The organism is Sphingomonas aerolata (assembly GCF_023935825.1).
GTDB classification, from domain to species: Bacteria; Pseudomonadota; Alphaproteobacteria; order Sphingomonadales; family Sphingomonadaceae; genus Sphingomonas; species Sphingomonas aerolata.
The window spans coordinates 1,194,351-1,216,124 of sequence record NZ_CP098762.1 but is presented as its reverse complement, the minus strand read 5'-3'; the positions used below and the strand labels follow the sequence as shown (position 1 = coordinate 1,216,124).

Below are 21,774 nucleotides of genomic sequence, written 5' to 3'. Positions count from 1 at the left end.
GACGATCGGCCCGCCCGCCTCGTGGTCTGCACCCGGATCAGGCATAGGCATAGGGGCCACCCTTCTTGAGCCCCGCCTGATAGGCCGGTCGCGCATGAACCTTGCCGAGCCAGGCGATCGTCGCGGGGCGTGATTCGTCGAGCCCCGCACGGCTGCGCGCCGCTTCGAGCGGAAAGCTCATCATGATGTCCGCCGCGGTCATCTGGTCGCCCGCAAACCAGGGGCGCTTCGACAGTTCGGCCTCGACATAATCGAGATGGACATCGATCATCGGCTGAATGCGCTTCAGCGCGATCTTCCCCATCACCGGGATCCTCGCGAGTACCAGCTTGAGCAACAGCGGCGGCATCATCGAGCCTTCGGCATAATGCAGCCAGAAACGATAGCGCAGCGCATCCGCGCGCTTGGCGGGGGCCCCGAGCCGACCGTCCGCCTTGTCGACGAGATACTCGACGATCGCGCCCGTCTCCGCCACGACCCGGCCACCCTCAACGTCGCCGTCCTCGATTACCGGCGACTTGCCGAGCGGATGGACCGCCTTCAGTTCCGGGGGGGCGAGCATCGTCTTCGGATCGCGCGCATAGCGCTTGATCTCATAGGGCAGCCCGAGTTCCTCGAGCATCCACAGGATCCGCTGCGACCGCGAGTTTTCGAGATGGTGGACGGTGATCATGGCAGGCTCCCTTGGCTGTCGCGCGGCCTGTGTGCCGTCCATATCCAGGCGGCGGCCGGAAATTCGACCGCATCCCCGGCCAGACGATCGACGCACGCGCTGGTCAGACGCGCCAGCGCCTGTCCGCGTTCCGCGCCGTGCGTCTCGCGGATCCGCGACGCCGCGGGGCCGATCCGGCTGAGATAGTCGACCGCGTCCGCCACCGGATCCGCGCCGCCCCCCGCGCGATAAGCGAACTCGACACGCTGTGGTGTCGTCGCGCTCCAACCGGCCTGCTTCAGCATCTCCACAACATAGGCCGGATCAGCGAAGGCAAAGGGCCCCGGCGTGGTCATGGCCCCCGTCGGTCCGGATGCGTCATCCGCACCCGCGACAGTTTCCACCGCCCAGCGATTGGCTGCACGCTCGGCAAAGCACGAAAAGACGAGCCCGGCGCCGGGGGCGGCGGCCTCAGCGAGCTGGGCAAAGGCGGCCACCGGATCGGCGAAAAACATAACCCCATGCCGCGAGACATAGAGGTCGATCGGCGCTAGCGTCTCGACGCTCGCCGCGACGTCGGCGCAGCGGAACACGACATTGGTCAGGTGCCCGGCGCGGTGGTTCGCCACTGCGATCAGCGTCGGGGAGAGATCGATGCCTATTACCTGCCCGTCCGGCAGCGCCTGCGCGCTGGCCAGCGACGTGGCGCCGGCGCCGCAACCGATATCGACGACAGTGCGGCTCTGCGGTCCTGCCGCTGCAAGGATCGCGGCGTTCAGTACGGGCGCAAGCCCCTCGAAGCTGCGGTCCGTACGGCGCCATTCCGTGGCCCAGATGTCGCCGACGCGTCCGGTCCAGTCTCGATCACTGGTCATCATCCGCCGTATCGCATGGTCGAACTCCCGTCTGTGCGCACGAGACAGCTCTTGTGGCGCGTTTGACGCAAGTCGTGAAGCATATGCCCGTCAAGGTTCGCTGGATTTCCGGACAATTACCCAACATGCGTCCAGGTCGCGGCACTTTAGCTCAACTCGGCGAGCCGAGGCCCGACCGCTTCATCAGCCCGGAACGCTGCTCGCCCTGTCACAAGACGCGGAGCCCTTCCCCGCGAGGAAAAGGGCTCCGACTCTCACTCAGGCGTCGTCTTCGGCGTCGGGACCGACCATCATTTCCTCGGCGACCTTGTCGGTGCGCGCGCGGATCTGCTTTTCGAGACGATCGGCGGTCTCGGGATTGTCCTTGAGGAAGGTCTTCGAATTCTCGCGACCCTGACCGAGCCGGACGCTGTCATAGCTGAACCACGCACCCGATTTCTCGACCAGCCCGGCCTTCACGCCGAGATCAAGGATCTCGCCGAGCTTCGAAACGCCCTGCCCGTACATGATGTCGAATTCGACCTGCTTGAACGGCGGCGCGACCTTGTTCTTGACGACCTTCACGCGCGTCTGGTTGCCGGTGACCTCATCGCCCGCCTTGACCGCACCGATGCGGCGAATGTCGAGACGGACCGAGGCGTAGAACTTCAGCGCGTTGCCGCCCGTCGTCGTCTCCGGGTTGCCGTACATGACGCCGATCTTCATGCGCAGCTGGTTGATGAAGATCACCATGCAGCGCGACCGGCTGATCGAGCCGGTCAGCTTGCGAAGGCTCTGCGACATCAGACGCGCCTGAAGCCCGACATGGCTGTCGCCCATCTCGCCCTCGATTTCGGCGCGCGGCACGAGCGCTGCGACCGAATCGACGACGAGTACGTCGATCGCGTTCGAGCGGACCAGCGTGTCGACGATCTCGAGCGCCTGCTCGCCGGTGTCCGGCTGCGACACGATCAGTTCGTCGATGTTGACGCCGAGTTTCTTGGCATAGACCGGGTCGAGTGCATGCTCGGCGTCGACGAATGCCGCGGTGCCGCCATTCTTCTGCGCTTCGGCAATGACGTGGAGTGCGAGCGTGGTCTTGCCCGAGCTTTCCGGACCGTAGATCTCGATCACGCGGCCGCGCGGCAGGCCGCCGACGCCGAGCGCGATGTCGAGCCCAAGCGAGCCGGTCGAGATCACCTCGACCTGCATCGTCTCCTTTGAGCCCAGACGCATCGCCGAGCCCTTGCCGAACGCGCGGTCGATCTGCGCGAGTGCGGCATCGAGCGCCTTTTGCCGGTCGTTGGTTGCTGTTGCCATGCCGGTGTCGATCACTTTCAGATTAGCGGCCATCGATAAGCTCCCATCGCTAAAGCAAGCGCGCGTGCCATTCAACGCGTCAAACGCCATGTATTGCTTTTGTTCTCACGGAACAAGTGCGGAACATCGGGGAATGTGAAAAAGGGCGGCCGCCTTTCGGTGACCGCCCTCCCATCATGGGTCCGCTTCGGCGTCTTGGGAGAAACCTTGGGCCGGTCGGCAAACCATGGCGCCGATCCGGTAGTGGACACCATGATTTGACGCCGCCGACCGGTACGATGCAATCAATTTTACAGCGTCCGGAGTCCCAAAGCCGAACAGTTTCAACGCGGCATTTAACCCGCGTTCAGCGCAGCGTGCACGCCAGCGTCCACCAACCCTGCACACCAGCATCCGCCGCCGCGGAATCACGGGCCGCGATTCTGTCGAACAGCGCAAAGCAGGTCGCCCCCGATCCCGACATGCGCGCGAGCAGCACGCCCGGCGCCGCGTCCAGCAGCGCGCGGACGCGGGCAATCTCCGGCGCGATCGCGCAGGCCGGCGCCTCGAGGTCGTTCCGCCCGGCAATCGCGCGTTCGAGCAGCGGCCCCTTGCCGAGCGGCCCGCGGTCGATCCCGTCCCACGCGCCGAATACCGCCGCGGTCGACACCGCCACGCCCGGATTGACGCACAGCAACGGCGTTCCCGCCAGCCCGTCGACCGCGACGAGCATGTCGCCGCGCCCAGTCCCGAACGTCGTCCGGTTGAGGAGGCACGCGGGCACGTCCGCACCCAGTCGGGCGGCAATGTCGTGGAGAGCCGGATCCTGCACCGCGACGCCGTACAACCGCGCCAGCGCGCGCAGCGTCGCCGCGGCATCGGCGGAGCCGCCACCGATCCCCGATGCGATCGGCAGCCGCTTGTCGAGCGTGATCGCGTGATGCGCGGCGATCCCGAACGTCGCGACGAAAGCATCCGCCGCGGCCGTTACCAGGTTGCCGTTCCACGGCGCCGCGTCCGTGCCCCCTGCTTGCGGGCGCAATGCCGCGGCGAACGGCCCGATGATGGCAAAGCTGTCCGCGTCCGCCGTGCGCACCGTGACGACGTCGCCATGCTCGGCAAAGGCGAACAGCGTCTCGAGCTCGTGATAGCCGTCCGCGCGGCGGTGACGCACATGCAGCGCGAGGTTGATCTTGGCTGGTGCGGTTTCGGTCGTCGTCGGCATCGGGGTCTCGGGATCAGGGGTCAACGGCGCGCAGCGATCGGCAGGCCGGTGTCGATCTTCGCGGCGATGCGCGCGCGCTCCTCGGCATCGCCGGTGACGATCGCGGCCTGCCACGCATAGCGCGCCTCGTAGCGTCGGCCCATGCTCCAATAGGCATCGCCGAGATGATCGCCGATTTCGGCATTGGTCGGCTCCGCCTGCGCGGCACGCTCGAGCAACGGCAGCGCGCGCCGCGTATCACCGGCGCGGTGATAGGCCCAGCCGAGCGAGTCGGTGACGGACGGATTGGCGGGGTCGAGCCGGCTTGCCCGCTCGAGCAGGCGAATCGAACCCGCGATGTCGTCGCCATGCTCGACCTGCGCGAATCCCAGATAATTGAGCGCGAGCGGCTGCGTCGGGGCGAGGGCAACTGCCTTGCGGAGCGCGATGCGCGCCTCGGGCCAGCGCCCCGCCTGATCGAGTGCCCCGCCATATTGCAGCCATGCCCCCCAGCCGCCGCGCGCGGCCGCCGGCGCGCCGTGATCCGCCGCCAGAACCCGGCCATACCACTGCGCCGCCGCCGCCGCATCGCCGGTCGTCAGCAACAGGTCGGCGTAACGCTGCCAGTCACCGGCGACCGCCTCCTGCCGCTCGGCGCATGTCCTCGCGATGGCCAGCGCCGCCTCGTCACGGCCGGCAACCGACAGGATTTCGAGACGCTTGGCGATCGCCGCCTCTGCGGACGGCGACGTGCCACCGACCCTGTCGAGCACCGCCAGCGCGCGGTCGACCCGGTCGCTATGCGCAAGCGCGTCGGCAAGGACGATTCGCGCGGGGGCATAATCCGGATCGGCCTCCACAGCAGCCTGGGCGAGCGCGATTGCGAGCGGCGACGGCGTCCCCGCTACGAGGTCCCCTGCCAGCCCGGCGAGTGTCTGTGCGACGGCAAGGCCGAGCGGCTGGCGCGCGGGGGCGGCAGCGATGCGCTTACGCGTCTCGGCGGCGAAGCGGCGCGCGACCGGATCCTCGCCCGCGGTCGCCAGCGCCGCGCCTGGGTCACGATGCTCGGCACGCGCCACCCACGCGTTCAGCGATGGTGCGAGCACCACCAGCGGGCCCTTGCCGAGCGTGGCGATCGCCGTCCGGGTCGCCCGGGTGTCGCCCTTGCGCGCGGCGGCGGCGAGCGGGAACAGTGCGGCGTCCGCGGGCGCGACCCCGGCTTTCGCCAGCACCCCCGCCGCGCGCGCGACCAGCGGCATGTCACCCGCCTCGATTCCCTCCCGGTAGGCGCGGATCGCAACGACCGGATCGTCGGGCGCCGCCGCCAGTGCCAGGGCATACTGGTCCGCGGCAATCGTCACCCGGCCGTCCGCATCTGCGGCGCGCGCCTTGAGATAGGCAGAGAGACCGCCGGTGTCGGCCAGCGCCGCCGTCGGGGCGGTCAACAGACCGATCGCCAGCAGGGCATGCTTACATGTTGGGATAGTTGGGGCCTCCACCGCCCTCGGGCACGACCCAGTTGATGTTCTGCGTCGGGTCCTTGATGTCGCAGGTCTTGCAGTGGACGCAGTTCTGCGCGTTGATCACGAACTTCGGATCGCCCGTCTCTTCGCCCACCACCTCGTAAACACCGGCCGGGCAATAGCGTTGCGCGGGTTCGTCGTACATCGGCAGGTTGTAGGCGATCGGCACCGCCGGGTCCTTCAGCGTCAGGTGGACCGGCTGGTCCTCCTCGTGATTGGTGTTCGAGATGAACACCGACGACAGCCGGTCGAACGTCAGCACGCCGTCCGCCTTGGGATAGACGATCGGCTTGACCAGATCCTTGCGCCACAGGCTTTCGTGATCGGGATGATGGTGCATCGTGAACGGCACCTTCAGCCCCCAATGCTCGAGCCACATCGTCACACCGGCAAGCCCGGACCCTAGCATGTCGCCGAATTTCTTGACGAGGGGCACGACGTTGCGGACGACCGACAGCTCCTTCTTGACCCAGCTGCGTTCGAACGCCTCCGGATAGGCGGCGAGTTCGTCATGCCCGCGCTGCGACACGATCGCCTCGACCGCAGCCTCGGCTGCCATCATGCCCGACTTCATCGCGGTGTGCGTGCCCTTGATCCGCGGCACGTTAAGGAAGCCGGCGCTGTCGCCGATCAGTGCGGCACCCGGCATCACGAGCTTCGGAATCGACTGCAGCCCGCCGTCGCTGATCGCGCGCGCGCCATAGCTGACCCGCTTGGCGCCCTTCAGCAGCGCCGCGATCTCGGGATGCGTCTTCCAGCGCTGCATCTCGTGGAACGGCGACAGATGCGGATTGGTGTAGTTCAGCCAGGTGACAAACCCGATCGAGACCTGGCCATTGGCCTGGTGATAGATCCAGCCGCCGCCATTCGACCCGTCGGCTTCGCTGAGCGGCCAGCCCTGCGTGTGGATGACGCGGCCGGGCGAATGGAGCGCGGGATCGATGTCCCACAATTCCTTGATGCCGAGCCCATAGACCTGCGGGTCGCTGTCCTTGGCGAGATCGAACTTCGCGATCAGCTGCTTGGTCAGGTGACCGCGGCAGCCTTCGGAAAAGAAGGTGTATTTGGCGTGGAGTTCGAGCCCCGGGGTATAGTCGCCTTTGTGCGTGCCGTCGCGCGCGACGCCCATGTCGCCGGTCGCGACGCCCTTCACCGATCCGTCGTCGTTGAACAGGATCTCGGCGGCCGCGAAGCCGGGGAAGATCTCGACGCCGAGCTCCTCCGCCTTGCCCGCCATCCAGCGGCACAGATTGCCGAGGCTGCCGGTATAGGTGCCCTTGTTGTGCATGAACGACGGCGTGACGAAGTGCGGCATCTCGCTCTTCTTCGTCTTGCTAAGGATCCAGTGATGATTCTCCGTCACCGGCACTTCCGCCAGCGGGCAGCCATCCTCGCGCCAGTCGGGCAGCAGCTCGTCGAGGCTCTTGGGATCGATGACCGCGCCCGACAGGATGTGCGCGCCGACCTCGGATCCCTTTTCGAGCACGCAGACCGAGATGTCCGCGTCCTTCTCGGCCGCCAGCTGTTTCAGCCGGATCGCTGCCGAAAGCCCCGCCGGACCTGCGCCGACGATCACTACGTCGTAGGGCATCGATTCACGTGTCGTCATCATCGTCTCCCGGGGGATGGTCCCTGTCTGCCCGGCTTCCCGCCCCTCCCGTTCGTTCGGGCTCGGGCCGGCACCGTCTTGTCCGTGTCGCGTCTATTTAGGCGATTGCGCGAGTTGACCGCCACGTCAACCACGCAGCATAGGAGACATATGGGGGCGGATCAGACCATCGACTGGCGCAACGCCGCGGTCAGCGTGCTCGACTGGTGGCACGATGCCGGTGTCGACATGCTCGTCGACGACGCCCCGCGCGACTGGTTCGCGGCACCCGAACCGCTGGTTATCGCGCCGCCGGCGCCCGCCGGCGTGCCCGTCGCGCCGCCGGTGGCGGTCGCCACGATGCCGCTGTCGCTGACCGAATTCCTGGCCTGGCGCACCGGTGCGGATGTGCCCGAGGCGGGATGGAACGGCATTTCGCTGGCGGCCGAGGGGCCCGCTGACGCTACGGTCATGGTGCTTGCCGACTGCCCCGATCGCGACGACGGCACGGACAATGGCGGCGCCGGACAATTGCTGAGCGGCGCATCGGGTCGCCTGCTCGACCGCATGCTCGCGGCGATCGGACTGACCCGGTCGGAGGTCCATGTCGCGGCGGTCTGCGCCAAGCGCCCGACCGCGGGCCGCATCCAGCGCGAGGTCGAGGACCGGCTGGCGGAGATCGCCAAGCATCACATCGAACTTGTTGCGCCCAAGCGGTTGCTTCTGCTCGGCAATGCGGCGAGCCGTGCCATCCTCGGGATGGAATTACAGGCGGCGCGGGGACGTTTACATGGAATTAGCCATAAGGTCGGAGAAGCAGGTGTGGTCGCCAGCTTTCACCCGCGCTTTCTGATCGAGAAGCCGGCGGCCAAGGCAGAAGCCTGGAAGGATTTGCAGATGTTGATGGGGGGCCAGATGTCTCAGGAGACGCGGGCATGACCCGCACGCTCGTAATCCTGCTCGGTTGTGCGGCATTGCCGCTGCCCGCTCTGGCGGCACCGATCGCCGACAGCGGTACGGGCGATGCCCGACTCGTTGCCGGTGCACCGACCGCCGAACAGATTCCCGATCAGCTCGATCCGGCGCAGCGTGACGCCTATCGCGCGGTCTTCGGCGCGATCCGCGACGGCAAATGGACCGATGCGCAGATCCGGCTCGATACCATGAAGCCCGGCCCGCTCCATGCGATCGCGCGCGCCGAGATGTACGTCGCCAAGGGATCGCCGAGGATCGAGATGGCGCCGCTCGTCGCGCTGCTGAACGAGGCCCCCGAGCTCCCCGAGGCGGAACAGATTGCACGCCTCGCCACGGTCCGCGGTGCGGTCGATCTGCCTCCCCTGCCCGTCGCGCAGCGTTTGATCTGGCAGGACGGCGCACCGCGTCGGGTGCGCGCGAAGAGCCTCAAAGGCGATATGATCGCCGCCGACCTCGCGCTGAAGATGCAGCCTTACGTCAAGGCCGACATGGGCCGCGAGGCACAGTCGCTGCTCGACAGCACGCCCGGTCTCACGCCCGAGACGCTGACCGAATGGCAGCAGAAGATCGCGTGGATCTATTTCCTCCAGGGTGACGACGCCAATGCGCGCGTGATGGCCGCCAAGGGCCAGGACGGCATCGGTGAATGGGCGGTCCAGGCCCGCTGGGTCGGCGCGCTGGCTGCGTGGCGGCAGAATGACTGTGCCAACGCCGGCACGGGGTTCGAGGGCGTCGCGGCACGCGCGGGCGATGTCGACCTGCGCGCGGCGGCGCTCTACTGGGCGTCGCGCGCCGACATGGTGTGTGCCCGTCCCGACAAGATCCAGGGTCGGCTGAAGGCCGCGGCGCAGTTCGGCGAAAGCTTCTACGGCCAGCTCGCACGACAGCAGCTCGCGATGGCCGATCCCGCGCGGGTCGGCGGCAGCGGTCCTGGCGGCGTCGTCGCGCGCGACTGGAAGGTCGTCGAGAAGCGCCCCAATGTCCGCGTCGCAGCTGCGCTCGTCGAGGTCGGCGAGACCGAACTGGCCGATACCGTCATCCGCCAGCAGGCCAAGATCGGCGATCCCCGCGAATTCCGCAATCTCGTCCGGGTCGCAGAGGCGCTCAGCCTGCCCGCGACGACCGTCTGGCTCGCCCACAACTGTCCGCAAGGGATCACGACCGCGGCCGAGGCGCGCTATCCGACGCCGAACTGGACGCCTGACAGTGGCTGGCACATCGACAAGGCGCTGGTCTACGCGCACACGCTCGAGGAATCGCGCTTCCGCAACACGGTGCGCAGCCCCGCGGGCGCTTACGGCCTGATGCAGATCATGCCCGCGGCGGCGACCGACTTTGCGCGCGAACGCGGCACGTCGATCGACCTCAAGGCGCTGACCAAGCCGTCGACCAACATGGACATCGGCCAGCGGCATCTCGAACGGCTGCGCGACATGGCCGGCGTTACCGGCGGGCTGCTGCCCAAGGTGATCGCAGCCTATAATGCGGGCCCGCGCCCGGTCGGCGACTGGAACGCGATCGTCCACGATAATGGCGATCCGCTGCTGTATATCGAAAGCATTCCCTATTGGGAGACGCGCGGCTACGTCACCACCGTGCTGCGCAACTACTGGATGTACGAAGCGCAGGGTGGGCGGAAGGCCTCGACCAGCCGCAACGCACTGGCGCAGGGCATGTGGCCGCGGTTCCCCGGCCTGCCCGGCGCGACCGCGATCCGCATGAACGCCCGGCCGAATGCGCGCGCGAGCGCGAGCCTCACCGCGCATCAGCCGATGATCGCGGTCAACGCCAGCGTCGGCGCGCAATCCTCCACCGTCACACGCGCGGACTGATCTTTTATGCCAATCGACGAAAGCCGGACCTTCCTGCCGGTCCGGATCGCCGTGCTGACGGTGTCCGACACGCGCGGGCTGGCCGAGGATCGCTCGGGCGATACGCTCGTCGCGCGGCTGGCAGAGGCAGGGCATGTGCTCGCCGACCGCCGGATCGAGAAGGATGACGTCGAGACGATCGTCGCCCGCCTCCGCGCCTGGATCGATGATCCGGCGGTCGACTGCGTCATCACCACGGGCGGCACCGGCGTCACCGGCCGCGACGTGACGCCCGAGGCGGTCGAGCGCGTCGCCGAAAAGATGATCCCCGGGTTCGGCGAGCTGTTCCGGATGCTCAGCTACAAGACGATCGGCACGTCGACGGTGCAGTCGCGGGCCTGCGCCTGTGTCGCGCACGGCACCTATATCTTCGCGCTGCCGGGTTCGACCGGCGCTGTGAAGGACGGGTGGGACGGGATCCTGCGCGACCAGCTCGACAGCCGTCACCGGCCCTGCAACTTCGTCGAACTGATGCCGCGCTTGCTCGAGCGCTGACCGCGCACGTCGACGGGCCATGTTTCGGCATCGATTCCCAACTGATGGCGCGATTTCCGCTGGGCGTGGATCGTGCCGATCGCCGCTGCGTGCGAAAAAGACGAGGTTTTAGAGCGCAGAAGCGAAGTGTCTTAGTGTAGTAGTCAACTGGCACGCCAGATGCATTGGTCTTCATGCCGCCCCCGGGCGGCTCGACCTCATCTTCTGGAAGGACACACCGTCATGCCCGCTCTGCCAACCACGCGCACGCTCGGCCGCACCGTCGCCCTCATCACGATCGCCATCGCCACGGCCGTCAGCCCGACGATCGCGAACGCCGCACCGCGGGGAAGCGCGACACAGGCCCAGATGACGACGCTGAAATATGATGCGAAGTCGCGCAAATATTGCCTGACCGAACCCGCAGTCACCGGCACCCGCATCGACCGGATTACCTGCCGCACCGCATCCGCCTGGGCCGCGTCGGGCCTCGACATGCCGAAGGAGTTGATCCTCGCCCAGAAATGATCGTGGCGTTCAGCCTCTCGCGGCGTGGATCAGATCGACGAGCTGCTTGTTGATCGCCGCGCCGTGGAGGTGGAGATGTACTGCGTCATACCCCTCGCGACGCAATCGCTGGCGCAGGCCGTTGACCGAATCGCACTCGCCCGACCGCGCAAGTTCGAAGGCCCGCTCCACCGTCGTCAGATTCTCTGCCATGCCCCGTTCTACGCGCAAAACCGCCGCGCGACCATCCGCGGCGCCTTACCCGGCTGCCGCGCTTCCGGTTAACGTCCTGTCAGCATTCCCGCGCGATACCAGGCCCGTACCGCCCGTCGACGACGACGGCGGCAAGGGGGAAGTATCAGTATGCGTAACATCTACCTGCTCGCGCTCGTCGCAGCCGGGACCGCCACCACGCCTGTCGTGGCGCAATCGTCCGACGGCCGGACCTATGACGGTCGCGCCTATGACCGATTCGACCGCGATTCGCGCGGCAATCCGGCGAGCCAGGTGTCGGGCCTGCGGGTCGAACCGCGGATCGGCTATGAACGCGTCATTTCGGAGCTGAACGTCGACACGGCGAACGACTCGGCAAGTGTCCGCGTCGGCAAGAGCGGCGTCACCTATGGCGGCGAGGTCGGCTATGACGCGCAGGTCAATGTCAGCGCGGTGCTCGGCGTCTATGCCGGTCTCGAAGGGTCGAGCGCGAAGGAGTGCGAGAACGACATCGTGAGCGTGGGCGATCGCACCTGCATCGCCGCGAACCGCAACATCACCGTCGGCGCCCGCGGCGGCTATCTCCTGTCCCCGACCACGCTTCTCTATGTGAAGGGCGGCTTTTCGAGTGGCCGGTTGCGCCTGAGCAACCGCAACGCGACGGTTGAGGAAAACAACGTCGCGGGGTCCGACTCGCTCAGCGGCTTCCACGCGGGGGCCGGTATCCAGACCGCGTTCTCATCGCGCTTCTATGGCAAGCTCGAGTACGTCTACACCGATTATAACGGCTATGAGGTGAACGACGGCACGACCAAGACCAGCCTCGATTTCAGTCGCCACCAGGCGATCGCGGGGTTCGGCGTCAGGTTCTGAACGCGCATGACGACACCGGGCGGCGTCGAGGACGCCGCCCGTTTGTTCTTTCTTCGTTCTTCGCCCGATGCTAGGATCGGGCATGACCAGACCCCGCCCGGTACGCGGCGCGACGCTGAACGGCGAAAGCACGCGCTTCAACCTTCCGCAGACCGAAGCGGACGGCGACTGGCTTGATGCGCGCGATGCGATCGACGGTGCTGCACCCCGATTACGGACGACCGTCACGGTCGAGCGGGCCAGGACGATCATCAGTCGCAATGCGTCACCCGACATCCCCTTCGACCGCTCGATCAATCCCTATCGCGGCTGCGAGCATGGCTGCATCTACTGCTTTGCCAGGCCGAGCCACGCGTTTCACGATCTGTCGCCCGGGCTCGATTTCGAAAGCCGGCTGTTCGCCAAGCCCGACGCCGCCGCGCTGCTCCGGTCCGAGCTGGCGAAACCGGGGTACAGCGCGCGGCCGATGGCGCTGGGAACCAACACCGATCCCTATCAGCCGATCGAAGCCGACTGGCGGATCACACGCGGCATCATCGAGGTGCTGGCCGAGACCAACCACCCGCTGACCATCACGACCAAGTCGGATCGCGTCATCCGCGATCTCGACCTGCTCGCCCCGATGGCGGCAAAGGGTCTGGCCGCGGTCGCGATGTCGATCACCTCGCTCGATCCGAAGATCGCGGCAACGCTCGAACCCCGCGCGCCGCATCCCGAGCGACGGCTTGCGGCGGTCAGCGCGCTCGCGGCGGCGGGCGTGCCGGTCTATGTCTCGATCGCGCCGGTGATCCCTGCGATCACCGATCACGAAATCGAGCATCTGATCGCGCGCGCCGCGCAGGCCGGTGCGCGTTTTGCTTTCTTCATCCCGGTCCGGCTGCCCTGGGAGGTCGCGCCGCTGTTCCGGGCATGGCTGGACGCGCATTTTCCCGATCGCGCCAGCAAGGTCATGGCGACGATCCAGTCGATCCGCGGCGGACGCGACAATGATCCGGGATTCGGCAGCCGGATGAAGGGGCAAGGGCCCTGGGCGGACCTGCTGAAGACGAGGTTCGACATTGCCGTGCGCAAGCACGGGTTGAACGCGGAACGGGTCGGACTGCGGTGTGACCTGTTCCGCGCGCCACAGGGGCCGCAGGGGGAGTTATTCTGATCCAGGCCCGGGCCGGTTACGGCCCCTGCGATCAGATCAGGCGCAGCGCCTGATCCAGTTGCTCGCGATAATATCGTTCGAGGTCGCGGTGCATCTGCGCGACCGCGGGGTTCGGTGCGATGCGCGCGAGTACGGCCTGGTCGTCCATGAAGCGTTCGAGCTTGGCTGGTCGCACCGGAAATTCCATCCGCCGATCCTGCGCTCAACTCATTACCAGTGTATATCCATAATGCGTCGAAAACAGATCAATCTCGGATAGTTACCCGTCATGCGGCCGGATCGACGATGTCATGATCCAGCCCTTATTCGCGGCCAAGCCGCCAGCGACCAGGACCCTCGGCCGTAAGCTCAACACCGTCATAATCCACGATAGCATGCCGCGCTGCGTCCACGCGGTGGTCGCGGCCATGCGTTGCCGTGATGACGACGACATCGGATCCCGCGGCATCGGCTGCCGCAATACCTGCCGGTGCATCCTCGAAGACAAGACAGTCGGATGCCGGTACACCCAGACGCTCGGCGGCCAGCAGGAAACAGTCGGGCGCGGGCTTGCCGTTTGCGACGTCCTCGGCCGCGATGAACTGCGCCGGGATCGCCAGACCCGCGGCGGCAAGACGCCGCTCGGCCAGCGCGCGCGGTGCCGAGGTCACGATCGTCCAGCGCCCAGCCGGCAGTGTCGCGAGGAAATCAGCCGCACCACGGATCGGGGTAATGTCCCCGACATCCTCCATCTCGGCGGCAGTGATCGCAGCCGCTTCGACGACCGGGTCGACGCCGGGCAGACCAAGCCGCCGAACCGTCTCGACCGACTGAACGCCGTGAATGGTAGGCAGGAACGTCGCGACATCCAGGCCGTGCGCGATCGCCCATGCCGTCCAGGTCCGCTCGGCAGATGCGATCGACGTCAGGATCGTGCCATCCATATCGAACAGAAAGGCGGCGTAGCTGCGGGTCGGCAGGGTCATGGAGTATCTCGCTTGGTCATTTGGCTGTCCTGGTCGGCAGCGACACCATTACCAGGTCCCGCGCAGCGCGCGACGGCGACGCCAAAGAAAAGGCCGCTCCGGTTTCCCGAAGCGGCCATATTTCTGTCATCAAGCCTAAGCTTAGATGTCGTCGCCGAGTGCGCCCTTGACGCTGCCCTTGACGTTCTGCGCAGTACCCTTGGCCTGCTGTGCTTCGCCCTCTGCGACCATACGGTCGTTGTCGGTCGCCTTGCCTACGGCTTCCTTGACGTTGCCTGCGACCTTGTTGCCTGCGGCTGCGACCTTATCGGTGAATTCGCCCATGAGAGCCTCCACTATGTTGTGCGATACGCCAATCGTACCGCTCTGAACTTGTGAGACTATAACGGCCGTCTTTATCGAGGGTTCCGTGACGTTTGCGTCATGCGCTCAGATCAGGCCGGCAAGCGGGCTCGAGGGATCGGCATAACGTCGCTGCCCCATCCGCCCCGCGCGATAGGCAAGCCGCCCCGATTCGACCGCGGATTTCATCGCCGCCGCCATCATCAGCGGATCCTTCGCCTCGGCGATCGCGGTGTTCATCAGCACGCCGTCGCAGCCAAGCTCCATCGCCACCGCCGCATCCGATGCCGTGCCGACGCCCGCATCGACGAGCACGGGCACCCCTGCCCCCTCGACGATCAGCCTGATCGTCACGCGGTTCTGGATACCCAGACCCGAGCCGATCGGCGCGCCCAGCGGCATGATCGCGACCGCGCCCGCATTCTCCAACCGCTTGGTGGCGATCGGATCGTCGACGCAATAGACCATCGGCTTGAAGCCCTCGTTCGCCAGGATCTCGGTTGCGCGCAGCGTCTCGACCATGTCGGGGTAGAGCGTCTTCGCCTCCCCCAGCACTTCGAGCTTCACCAAGTCCCAGCCGCCCGCCTCGCGTGCCAGCCGCAGCGTCCGGATCGCCGATTCGGCGTCGAAGCAGCCCGCGGTGTTGGGCAGGTACGTGATCTTCTTCGGATCGATGAAGTCGGTCAGCATCGGCGCATTGCGATCCGACACGTTGACGCGACGCACCGCGACGGTGACGATCTCCGCCCCCGAGGCCTCGACCGCGGCGGCGTTCTGCGCGAAATCCTTGTACTTGCCGGTGCCGACGATCAGTCGCGAGCGGAAGGTGCGGCCGGCGACCGTCCAGCTGTCGGTGTCGATCGCCGCGGCATGATCGCCGCCGCCGACGAAGTGCACGATCTCGAGGTCGTCGCCATCCTCGACCATCACGTCCGCCAGCGTCGAGCGCGGCACCACCTCCATATTGCGTTCGACTGCGATCTTTTCGGGGATGAGGCCCAGCTCTGTCGCGAGCCCTGCAAGGCTGAGGCCGGTGGAAACACGCTTGTGCTCGCCGTTCACGGTGATCGAGACGGTGCCGTCGGAGTGGGGCATGCAGAGTTTTCCGTTCGTTTCGACCGAAGTCGGGAAACCACCCGTCCGCTGCCGGTCTCATGTCTCGACTTCGCTCGACACGAACGGGTAAGGGGGGTGCATATAGAGGGTGGTTTGCCGCCCCTGCAACCAGGAGCAGCCTTTGCCCGCGACAGTCCCTGCCACCGTCCCCGCGACAATCTTCGTCCTGAACGGCCCTAACCTCAACCTGCTGGGGACGCGCGAGCCGGAGATTTACGGCGACGAGACGCTCGACGACATCGCCGGCCAGCTCGAGGATCGCGCGCGCGAGCTCGACCTGACAATCGACATGCGCCAGTCGAATCACGAAGGGCACCTCGTCGACTGGATCCAGGAGGCGCAGGCGCGCGGCGCGAAGGCCGTCATCCTCAATGCCGGCGCGTTCACTCATACCTCGGTCGCGGTCCATGACGCGATCAAGGGCGTGAAGACGCCGGTGATCGAGGTTCATCTTTCCAATCCCCATGCACGCGAATCGTTCAGGCACATCAGCCTGGTCGGACAGGCGGCGAAGGGCACGATCGCGGGTTTCGGCGCGCTTTCGTATCTGCTCGCGCTTGAAGCCGTCGCACGGTTCTGACAGGAGGCCCCGCCATGACCGATACACCAGAAACAACAGGCGCAATGCAGGTCGATGTGACCCTGGTGCGCCAGCTCGCCGAACTGCTCGACACCACGCAGCTGACCGAGATCGAAGTCGAGGACGGCTCGCGCCGCATCCGCGTCGCACGCAAGGCAGCGCAGGCCGCACCCGTCGCGCACTATGCCCCCGCCCCTGCGGCGCCCGCCGTCTCCGCACCACTGGCGATCCCGCAGGCCGAGGTCGGCGCGTCTGCCCCGGCGATCAGCGCAAGCGCGGTCAAGTCGCCGATGGTCGGCACCGTCTATCTCGCTGCCAACCCCGAGGCGAAGCCGTTCTCTACCGTCGGCCAGAAGGTCAATGCGGGTGACACGCTGCTGATCATCGAGGCGATGAAGGTGATGAACACGATCGTCGCGCCCTCGGCCGGCACCGTCACCGCGATCCTCGTCGAGAACGGCCAGCCGGTCGAATTCGACCAGCCGCTGGTCGTGGTCGAATAATGAAGCAAATCAAGAAGCTGCTCATTGCGAACCGCGGCGAGATCGCGCTGCGGATCCACCGTGCCTGCCATGAGATGGGCATCAAGACGGTGGCGGTCCATTCGACCGCCGACGCCGACGCGATGCACGTGCGGCTCGCGGACGAGGCGATCTGCATCGGACCGCCGTCGGCGACCGACAGCTATCTGAACATCCCCAACATCATCTCCGCCGCCGAGATCAGCGGCGCGGATGCGATCCATCCGGGCTACGGCTTTCTCAGCGAGAACGCGCAGTTCGCCGAGATCGTCGAGCTGCACAACATCCTGTTCGTCGGGCCCAAGCCCGAGCATATCCGCACGATGGGCGACAAGGTCCAGGCCAAGCGTACCGCAGGCGCGCTCGGGCTGCCGCTCGTCCCCGGCTCGGACGGCGCGATCAGCGACATCGCCGAGGCCAAGCGGATCGCCGACGAGATCGGCTATCCGGTGATCATCAAGGCGGCCTCCGGCGGCGGCGGTCGCGGGATGAAGGTCGTCACCGACGCCGAAGACCTCGAAACGCAGATGCAGCAGGCCGGCAGCGAGGCGAAGGCCGCGTTCGGTGATGCCACCGTCTACATGGAAAAATACCTCGGCAATCCGCGGCATATCGAATTCCAGATCTTCGGTGACGGCGAGGGCAACGCGATCCATCTCGGCGAGCGCGACTGTTCGCTCCAGCGCCGCCACCAGAAGGTGCTCGAGGAAGCCCCCTCGCCGATCATCACCGCGGAAGAGCGCGAGCGGATGGGCGGCATCGTTGCCAAGGCGATGGCCGACATGGGCTATCGCGGCGCGGGGACGATCGAGTTCCTGTGGGAAGCGGGTGAATTCTACTTCATCGAGATGAACACCCGGCTTCAGGTCGAGCATCCGGTGACCGAGATGATCACCGGCCTCGACCTGGTGCGCGAACAGATCCGTATCGCCGAGGGGCATCCGCTGACGCTGCGCCAGGAAGACGTGCAGTTCCGCGGCCATGCGATCGAATGCCGCATCAATGCCGAGGATCCGCGCACCTTCGCGCCGTCGCCGGGTCTGGTGAAGCTCTATCATGCGCCGGGCGGGATGCATGTCCGCGTCGATAGCGGGCTCTATGCCGGCTACCGTGTGCCGCCTTATTACGACTCGATGGTCGCCAAGCTGATCGTCTACGGCGCGACGCGTCAGGGCGCGCTACGGCGGTTGCGGCGTGCGCTCGAGGAGATGGTGATCGAGGGCGTCACGACGACGATTCCCCTGCACCGTGCACTGCTCGACGATCCTGAGTTCCAGGAGGGCGCGTACACGATCAAGTGGCTGGAAGAGTGGCTCGCCAAGCAGGGGGCGTAAGCGCTCCTGCCACTTAGAATGTTCTCCCGCGAAGGCGGGAGAACAAGAACCGGGCGGGACACATGGTCTGGCCGAGGCTAGTCCAACGACGACGGAGCATTCGTGAAGGCGACGATCTACCACAATCCGAAATGCTCCAAGTCGCGCGAGGCGCTCGCGCTGCTGCAAGAGGCCGGTGCGGACGTCACGATCGTCGAATATCTGAAGACTCCCCCGTCGCGCGCCGAACTCGTCCGTCTCTACGAGCGCGCAGGCATGACGCCGCGCCAGGGTCTGCGCATGGCAGAGGGTGGCGCGAAGGCGATCAAGCACGGCGACGCCGAGGCGATCCTCGACGCGATGATGATCGATCCGCTGCTGATCGAGCGCCCGCTGGTCGAAACCGAAAAGGGCGTCCGCCTCGGACGGCCCATCGCGCGGCTTCACGAAATTCTGTGATCGCTGCCCCCGCATCGTGCACATCCCTTCCGGATGCTGTATTTTCGAGCAGGGTTTACGGGTGAATCGGTCGTTGCCCGAGGTGGCGACAACTGGCACGTTTGGTGCAAGGCGCCCTGTAGGGCGTTGGTTTCAACGACAATCGGGGGCGTACCTGTGAAAAAGATCGAAGCCATCATCAAGCCGTTCAAGCTTGATGAGGTGAAGGAAGCGCTGCACGAGATCGGCGTGAGCGGCATCACCGTGACCGAGGCCAAGGGCTTCGGCCGGCAGAAGGGCCATACCGAACTGTATCGTGGCGCCGAATATGTCGTCGACTTCCTGCCCAAGGTGAAACTCGAGGTCGTCGTCGCGGATGGTCTGGCACAGCGCGTCGTCGAGGCGATCGCCGCGGCCGCGCAGACCGGCCGGATTGGCGACGGCAAGATCTTCGTCATTCCCGTCGAAAGCGCGCTGCGTATCCGCACCGGCGAGCGCGACGACGACGCGATTTAACGGCTTAACTGACACCGACTTCATTTGACGCGGCGCAACAATCTGTGGAATTAGCACGCTGCGCCGCACTATCATTTCCGGCATATCTGCCGACCTATCGAGCAAAGAGGGCTTAGCATCATGGCAAATTCGGCCAACGACGTCCTGAAGATGATCAAGGACCAGGAGATCGAGTGGGTCGATCTGCGCTTCACCGATCCCAAGGGAAAGTGGCAGCATCTGACGATGGTCGCCAGCCTGATCGGCGAAGACGAGCTGACCGACGGCCTGATGTTCGACGGCTCGTCGATCGAGGGCTGGAAGGCGATCAACGAGAGCGACATGACGCTCAAGCCCGATCTCGACGCGGTCTATGTCGATCCGTTCTCGGCGACGCCGATGATGATCCTGATCTGCGACATCGCCGATCCGTCGACCGGCGAGCTCTACGCCCGCGATCCGCGCTCGACCGCCAAGCGCGCCGAGGCGTATCTGCTGACCACCGGCGTCGGCGACACCGTCTATGTCGGCCCCGAAGCCGAATTCTTCATGTTCGACGACGTCCGCTTTGAGAACAGCTATTCGACCAGCTATTACAAGATCGACGACATCGAGCTGCCGGGCAATTCGGGCCGCGAATATGAGGGTGGCAATCTCGGCCACCGTCCACGCGCCAAGGGTGGCTATTTCCCGGTCGCGCCGGTCGACAGCGCCGTCGACATCCGCGGCGAGATGGTCTCGACGATGATCGAGATGGGCCTGCCGTGCGACAAGCATCACCACGAGGTCGCGGCTGCACAGCATGAGCTGGGCCTGACCTTCGGCACGCTGACGCAGACCGCGGATCGCATGCAGATCTACAAGTACGTCGTCCACCAGGTCGCGCACGCATACGGCAAGACGGCGACGTTCATGCCCAAGCCGATCAAGGAGGACAACGGCTCGGGGATGCACACGCACTTCTCGATCTGGGATGGCAAGACCCCGCTGTTCGCGGGCAATGGCTATGCGGGCCTCAGCGACATGTGCCTGTATTTCATCGGCGGCATCATCAAGCATGCCAAGGCGGTCAACGCGTTCACCAACCCGACGACCAACAGCTACAAGCGCCTCGTCCCCGGCTACGAAGCGCCCGTGCTGCTCGCCTATTCGGCGCGCAACCGCTCGGCCTCGTGCCGCATTCCGTACGGCACCGGCCCCAAGGCGAAGCGCGTCGAAGTGCGCTTCCCCGATGCGCTGGCCAACCCGTATCTCGCTTATGCGGCGCTGATGATGGCGGGCATGGACGGCATCCTGAACAAGATCCATCCGGGCGAAGCGATGGACAAGAACCTGTACGACCTGCCGCCCGCAGAACTCGCCCAGGTTCCGACCGTCGCGGGGTCTCTCCGCGAGGCGCTCGACTGCCTGCTCGCCGATCACGACTTCCTGCTGAAGGGTGACGTGTTCTCGAAGGACCAGATCGAGAGCTATGTCGAGATCAAGCGTGCCGAAGTCGCGCGTTGGGAAATGACGCCGAGCCCGGTCGAGTATGACATGTACTACAGCGGCTAATCTGCCGTGCCGGCAGCGTAGCCGCTGTCGGCCGGCGTCGCCTATAGCGACGACCGACGACGTGGCTTCGCCACGGCGCTGACAGAGAAAAGGGCGCCCGGAGCAATGCGGGCGCCCTTTTTCCGTTGACGTGCTCTGCAAACTCCACCGACCGGGGAGGCTCAAACTGCACGATACATCCAGACCCTGTGTCCCCGCGAAGGCGGCGTCCCAGTCTGGCCTCCCGCCTTCGCGGGAGAACATGGCTGCGGCGCGCTCAGGCCAGCAGCACGCTACTCCCGAACGTCTCCCCTGCCTCGAGCGCCCGGTGCGCATCTGCCGCATCCTCCAGCGCGAAGGTCTGGCCGATCTCCGGCTTGAACGCGCCCTGCGCGAGCATCGCGAACACCCGGTCGACCATCGCCTGCCGGTGCTCGGCATAATCGAACAGCGTCGGGCGCGTCACGAACAGCGATCCCTTGGCCGCCAGTACGCCGAGATTGACGCCATCGACCACGCCGCCTGCATTGCCGAAGCTAACGATCAGCCCGCGCTTCGCCGCGCTGTCGAGCGACGCCGCCCACGTTGCGCCACCGACGCCGTCGAGCACCACGGGCACGCCCTTCCCGCCGGTGATCTCGCGCACCCGCGCCGCGATGTCCTCGGATCTGTGGAGGATGACATGGTCAGCCCCCGCCTTGCGCGTCCGCTCGGCCTTCGCCTCGCTCCCGACGCTGGCGATCACGGTCGCGCCGATCGCCTTCAGCCAGCCGACGAGGATATGCCCGACCCCGCCCGCAGCGGCATGAACAAGGACCGTCTGCCCCGCCTCGACCCGTGCGCAGCGTTCTATGAGGAACTCCGCGGTGCAGCCCTTCAGCAGAATCGCCGCCGCGGTGCGGTCGTCGAGCGTGTCGGGCAGGTGGAAAAGCTCGCCCGCGGGCACGTTGCGCTCGGTGGCGTAGGCCCCGCGCGTGGGTCCGAAGGTGCCGACGCGGTCGCCCGCGGCAAAGCCCGTCACCCCCTCGCCCACCTTCATCACCACGCCAACCGCCTCGCTGCCGAGCCCGGAGGGCAATGCTACCGGATAGACACCGCTGCGGTGATAGGTGTCGATATAGTTCAGCCCGACTGCGGTGTTGCGCATCCACACCTCGCCCTTGCCCGGCGCGGGCAGTTCGACGTCGTCCCACTGGATCACCTCGGGGCCACCGGTCGTCCTGATTGTCGCTACGCGTGCCATGCCCGTCTCCTGTTGGTCATGACCCTAACTAGGCTCCGCGTT

24 protein-coding genes are annotated in these 21,774 nt (G+C 66.2%); 12 read left to right on the top strand and 12 right to left on the bottom strand.

From position 1 onward, the window contains the following. Positions 1 to 37: 37 nt before the first annotated feature. The 6 genes from NEF64_RS05705 to NEF64_RS05680 all read right to left on the bottom strand — a co-directional run bounded on the left by NEF64_RS05705 (position 38) and on the right by NEF64_RS05680 (position 7,141). Positions 38 to 673 (bottom strand): glutathione S-transferase family protein, encoded by a 636-nt coding sequence (locus NEF64_RS05705; protein WP_056406147.1) that lies wholly within the window; start codon positions 671 to 673, stop codon positions 38 to 40. After that, on the bottom strand, positions 670 to 1,527 hold the full coding sequence (locus tag NEF64_RS05700) for a class I SAM-dependent methyltransferase (protein ID WP_162235373.1): 858 nt from the start codon (positions 1,525 to 1,527) through the stop codon (positions 670 to 672). Before NEF64_RS05700 ends, NEF64_RS05705 begins: the two co-directional genes overlap by 4 nt. Before the next feature lie 258 nt (positions 1,528 to 1,785). Next, a complete protein-coding gene (gene recA, locus NEF64_RS05695) occupies positions 1,786 to 2,859 on the bottom strand; it encodes a recombinase RecA (RefSeq protein ID WP_031396669.1) in 1,074 nt (357 codons plus the stop codon). A 313-nt stretch (positions 2,860 to 3,172) separates the two neighbouring features. After that, positions 3,173 to 4,030, bottom strand: coding sequence for a 4-(cytidine 5'-diphospho)-2-C-methyl-D-erythritol kinase (locus tag NEF64_RS05690; RefSeq protein ID WP_056406145.1), 858 nt, complete (start codon positions 4,028 to 4,030; stop codon positions 3,173 to 3,175). 20 nt (positions 4,031 to 4,050) lie between these two features. Then, on the bottom strand, positions 4,051 to 5,454 hold the full coding sequence (locus NEF64_RS05685; RefSeq protein WP_056406144.1) for a tetratricopeptide repeat protein: 1,404 nt from the start codon (positions 5,452 to 5,454) through the stop codon (positions 4,051 to 4,053). Positions 5,455 to 5,479: 25 nt separating this feature from the next. Then, positions 5,480 to 7,141, bottom strand: a complete 1,662-nt coding sequence (locus NEF64_RS05680) for an electron transfer flavoprotein-ubiquinone oxidoreductase (protein WP_056406394.1) — start codon at positions 7,139 to 7,141, stop codon at positions 5,480 to 5,482. Between the two features lie 150 nt (positions 7,142 to 7,291). Here NEF64_RS05680 and NEF64_RS05675 point away from each other — a divergent pair, with 150 nt between their 5' ends. The 4 genes from NEF64_RS05675 (at position 7,292) to NEF64_RS05660 (ending at position 10,968) form a co-directional block, all read left to right on the top strand. Next, a complete protein-coding gene (locus tag NEF64_RS05675; RefSeq protein WP_031394585.1) occupies positions 7,292 to 8,059 on the top strand; it encodes a uracil-DNA glycosylase in 768 nt (255 codons plus the stop codon). Continuing rightward, positions 8,056 to 9,927: a lytic transglycosylase domain-containing protein gene (locus NEF64_RS05670; RefSeq protein WP_252574701.1), complete on the top strand. Its 1,872-nt coding sequence runs from the start codon at positions 8,056 to 8,058 to the stop codon at positions 9,925 to 9,927. The genes NEF64_RS05675 and NEF64_RS05670 overlap by 4 nt, the downstream gene beginning before the upstream one ends. A gap of 6 nt (positions 9,928 to 9,933) precedes the next feature. Further along, entirely contained in the window at positions 9,934 to 10,461 is a 528-nt protein-coding gene (gene moaB, locus NEF64_RS05665; protein WP_252574699.1) for a molybdenum cofactor biosynthesis protein B, read from the top strand. Positions 10,462 to 10,683: 222 nt separating this feature from the next. Beyond that, positions 10,684 to 10,968, top strand: coding sequence for a hypothetical protein (locus tag NEF64_RS05660; protein ID WP_056406141.1), 285 nt, complete (start codon positions 10,684 to 10,686; stop codon positions 10,966 to 10,968). Positions 10,969 to 10,977: 9 nt separating this feature from the next. Here the strand turns inward: NEF64_RS05660 and NEF64_RS05655 are convergent, their stop codons facing one another. Then, the gene (locus NEF64_RS05655) at positions 10,978 to 11,160 is read right to left on the bottom strand and encodes a hypothetical protein (protein WP_031394581.1); all 183 of its coding nucleotides are present in this window, start codon (positions 11,158 to 11,160) and stop codon (positions 10,978 to 10,980) included. A gap of 150 nt (positions 11,161 to 11,310) precedes the next feature. Here NEF64_RS05655 and NEF64_RS05650 point away from each other — a divergent pair, with 150 nt between their 5' ends. Both NEF64_RS05650 and NEF64_RS05645 read left to right on the top strand, forming a co-directional pair. Continuing rightward, positions 11,311 to 12,033: an outer membrane protein gene (locus NEF64_RS05650; protein WP_056406140.1), complete on the top strand. Its 723-nt coding sequence runs from the start codon at positions 11,311 to 11,313 to the stop codon at positions 12,031 to 12,033. 82 nt (positions 12,034 to 12,115) lie between these two features. Then, on the top strand, positions 12,116 to 13,186 hold the full coding sequence (locus NEF64_RS05645) for a PA0069 family radical SAM protein (RefSeq protein ID WP_056406139.1): 1,071 nt from the start codon (positions 12,116 to 12,118) through the stop codon (positions 13,184 to 13,186). Positions 13,187 to 13,217: 31 nt separating this feature from the next. Here the strand turns inward: NEF64_RS05645 and NEF64_RS05640 are convergent, their stop codons facing one another. The 4 genes from NEF64_RS05640 to thiS all read right to left on the bottom strand — a co-directional run bounded on the left by NEF64_RS05640 (position 13,218) and on the right by thiS (position 15,588). Then, positions 13,218 to 13,373 (bottom strand): hypothetical protein, encoded by a 156-nt coding sequence (locus NEF64_RS05640; RefSeq protein ID WP_156360324.1) that lies wholly within the window; start codon positions 13,371 to 13,373, stop codon positions 13,218 to 13,220. A gap of 115 nt (positions 13,374 to 13,488) precedes the next feature. Then, a complete protein-coding gene (locus tag NEF64_RS05635) occupies positions 13,489 to 14,151 on the bottom strand; it encodes an HAD-IA family hydrolase (RefSeq protein ID WP_056406138.1) in 663 nt (220 codons plus the stop codon). Between the two features lie 141 nt (positions 14,152 to 14,292). Beyond that, positions 14,293 to 14,475, bottom strand: coding sequence for a CsbD family protein (locus NEF64_RS05630; RefSeq protein ID WP_031394577.1), 183 nt, complete (start codon positions 14,473 to 14,475; stop codon positions 14,293 to 14,295). 105 nt (positions 14,476 to 14,580) lie between these two features. Beyond that, complete coding sequence (thiS, locus tag NEF64_RS05625) at positions 14,581 to 15,588, bottom strand: sulfur carrier protein ThiS (protein ID WP_082446759.1); 1,008 nt, start codon at positions 15,586 to 15,588, stop codon at positions 14,581 to 14,583. 142 nt (positions 15,589 to 15,730) lie between these two features. Here thiS and aroQ point away from each other — a divergent pair, with 142 nt between their 5' ends. The 6 genes from aroQ (at position 15,731) to glnA (ending at position 20,510) form a co-directional block, all read left to right on the top strand. Then, the gene (gene aroQ, locus NEF64_RS05615) at positions 15,731 to 16,189 is read left to right on the top strand and encodes a type II 3-dehydroquinate dehydratase (protein WP_037527679.1); all 459 of its coding nucleotides are present in this window, start codon (positions 15,731 to 15,733) and stop codon (positions 16,187 to 16,189) included. A gap of 14 nt (positions 16,190 to 16,203) precedes the next feature. Then, positions 16,204 to 16,692: an acetyl-CoA carboxylase biotin carboxyl carrier protein gene (accB, locus tag NEF64_RS05610; RefSeq protein WP_037527677.1), complete on the top strand. Its 489-nt coding sequence runs from the start codon at positions 16,204 to 16,206 to the stop codon at positions 16,690 to 16,692. After that, a complete protein-coding gene (accC, locus tag NEF64_RS05605) occupies positions 16,692 to 18,044 on the top strand; it encodes an acetyl-CoA carboxylase biotin carboxylase subunit (protein ID WP_031438893.1) in 1,353 nt (450 codons plus the stop codon). The genes accB and accC overlap by 1 nt, the downstream gene beginning before the upstream one ends. Before the next feature lie 102 nt (positions 18,045 to 18,146). After that, entirely contained in the window at positions 18,147 to 18,482 is a 336-nt protein-coding gene (locus NEF64_RS05600) for an arsenate reductase family protein (RefSeq protein ID WP_056406137.1), read from the top strand. A 156-nt stretch (positions 18,483 to 18,638) separates the two neighbouring features. Next, positions 18,639 to 18,977 (top strand): P-II family nitrogen regulator, encoded by a 339-nt coding sequence (locus NEF64_RS05595; RefSeq protein ID WP_031394505.1) that lies wholly within the window; start codon positions 18,639 to 18,641, stop codon positions 18,975 to 18,977. 120 nt (positions 18,978 to 19,097) lie between these two features. Continuing rightward, on the top strand, positions 19,098 to 20,510 hold the full coding sequence (gene glnA / locus NEF64_RS05590) for a type I glutamate--ammonia ligase (RefSeq protein WP_031394506.1): 1,413 nt from the start codon (positions 19,098 to 19,100) through the stop codon (positions 20,508 to 20,510). 256 nt (positions 20,511 to 20,766) lie between these two features. Here glnA and NEF64_RS05585 read toward each other — a convergent pair whose 3' ends face one another. Next, positions 20,767 to 21,732: a quinone oxidoreductase family protein gene (locus tag NEF64_RS05585; RefSeq protein WP_056406136.1), complete on the bottom strand. Its 966-nt coding sequence runs from the start codon at positions 21,730 to 21,732 to the stop codon at positions 20,767 to 20,769. Between the last annotated feature and the right edge of the window lie 42 nt (positions 21,733 to 21,774).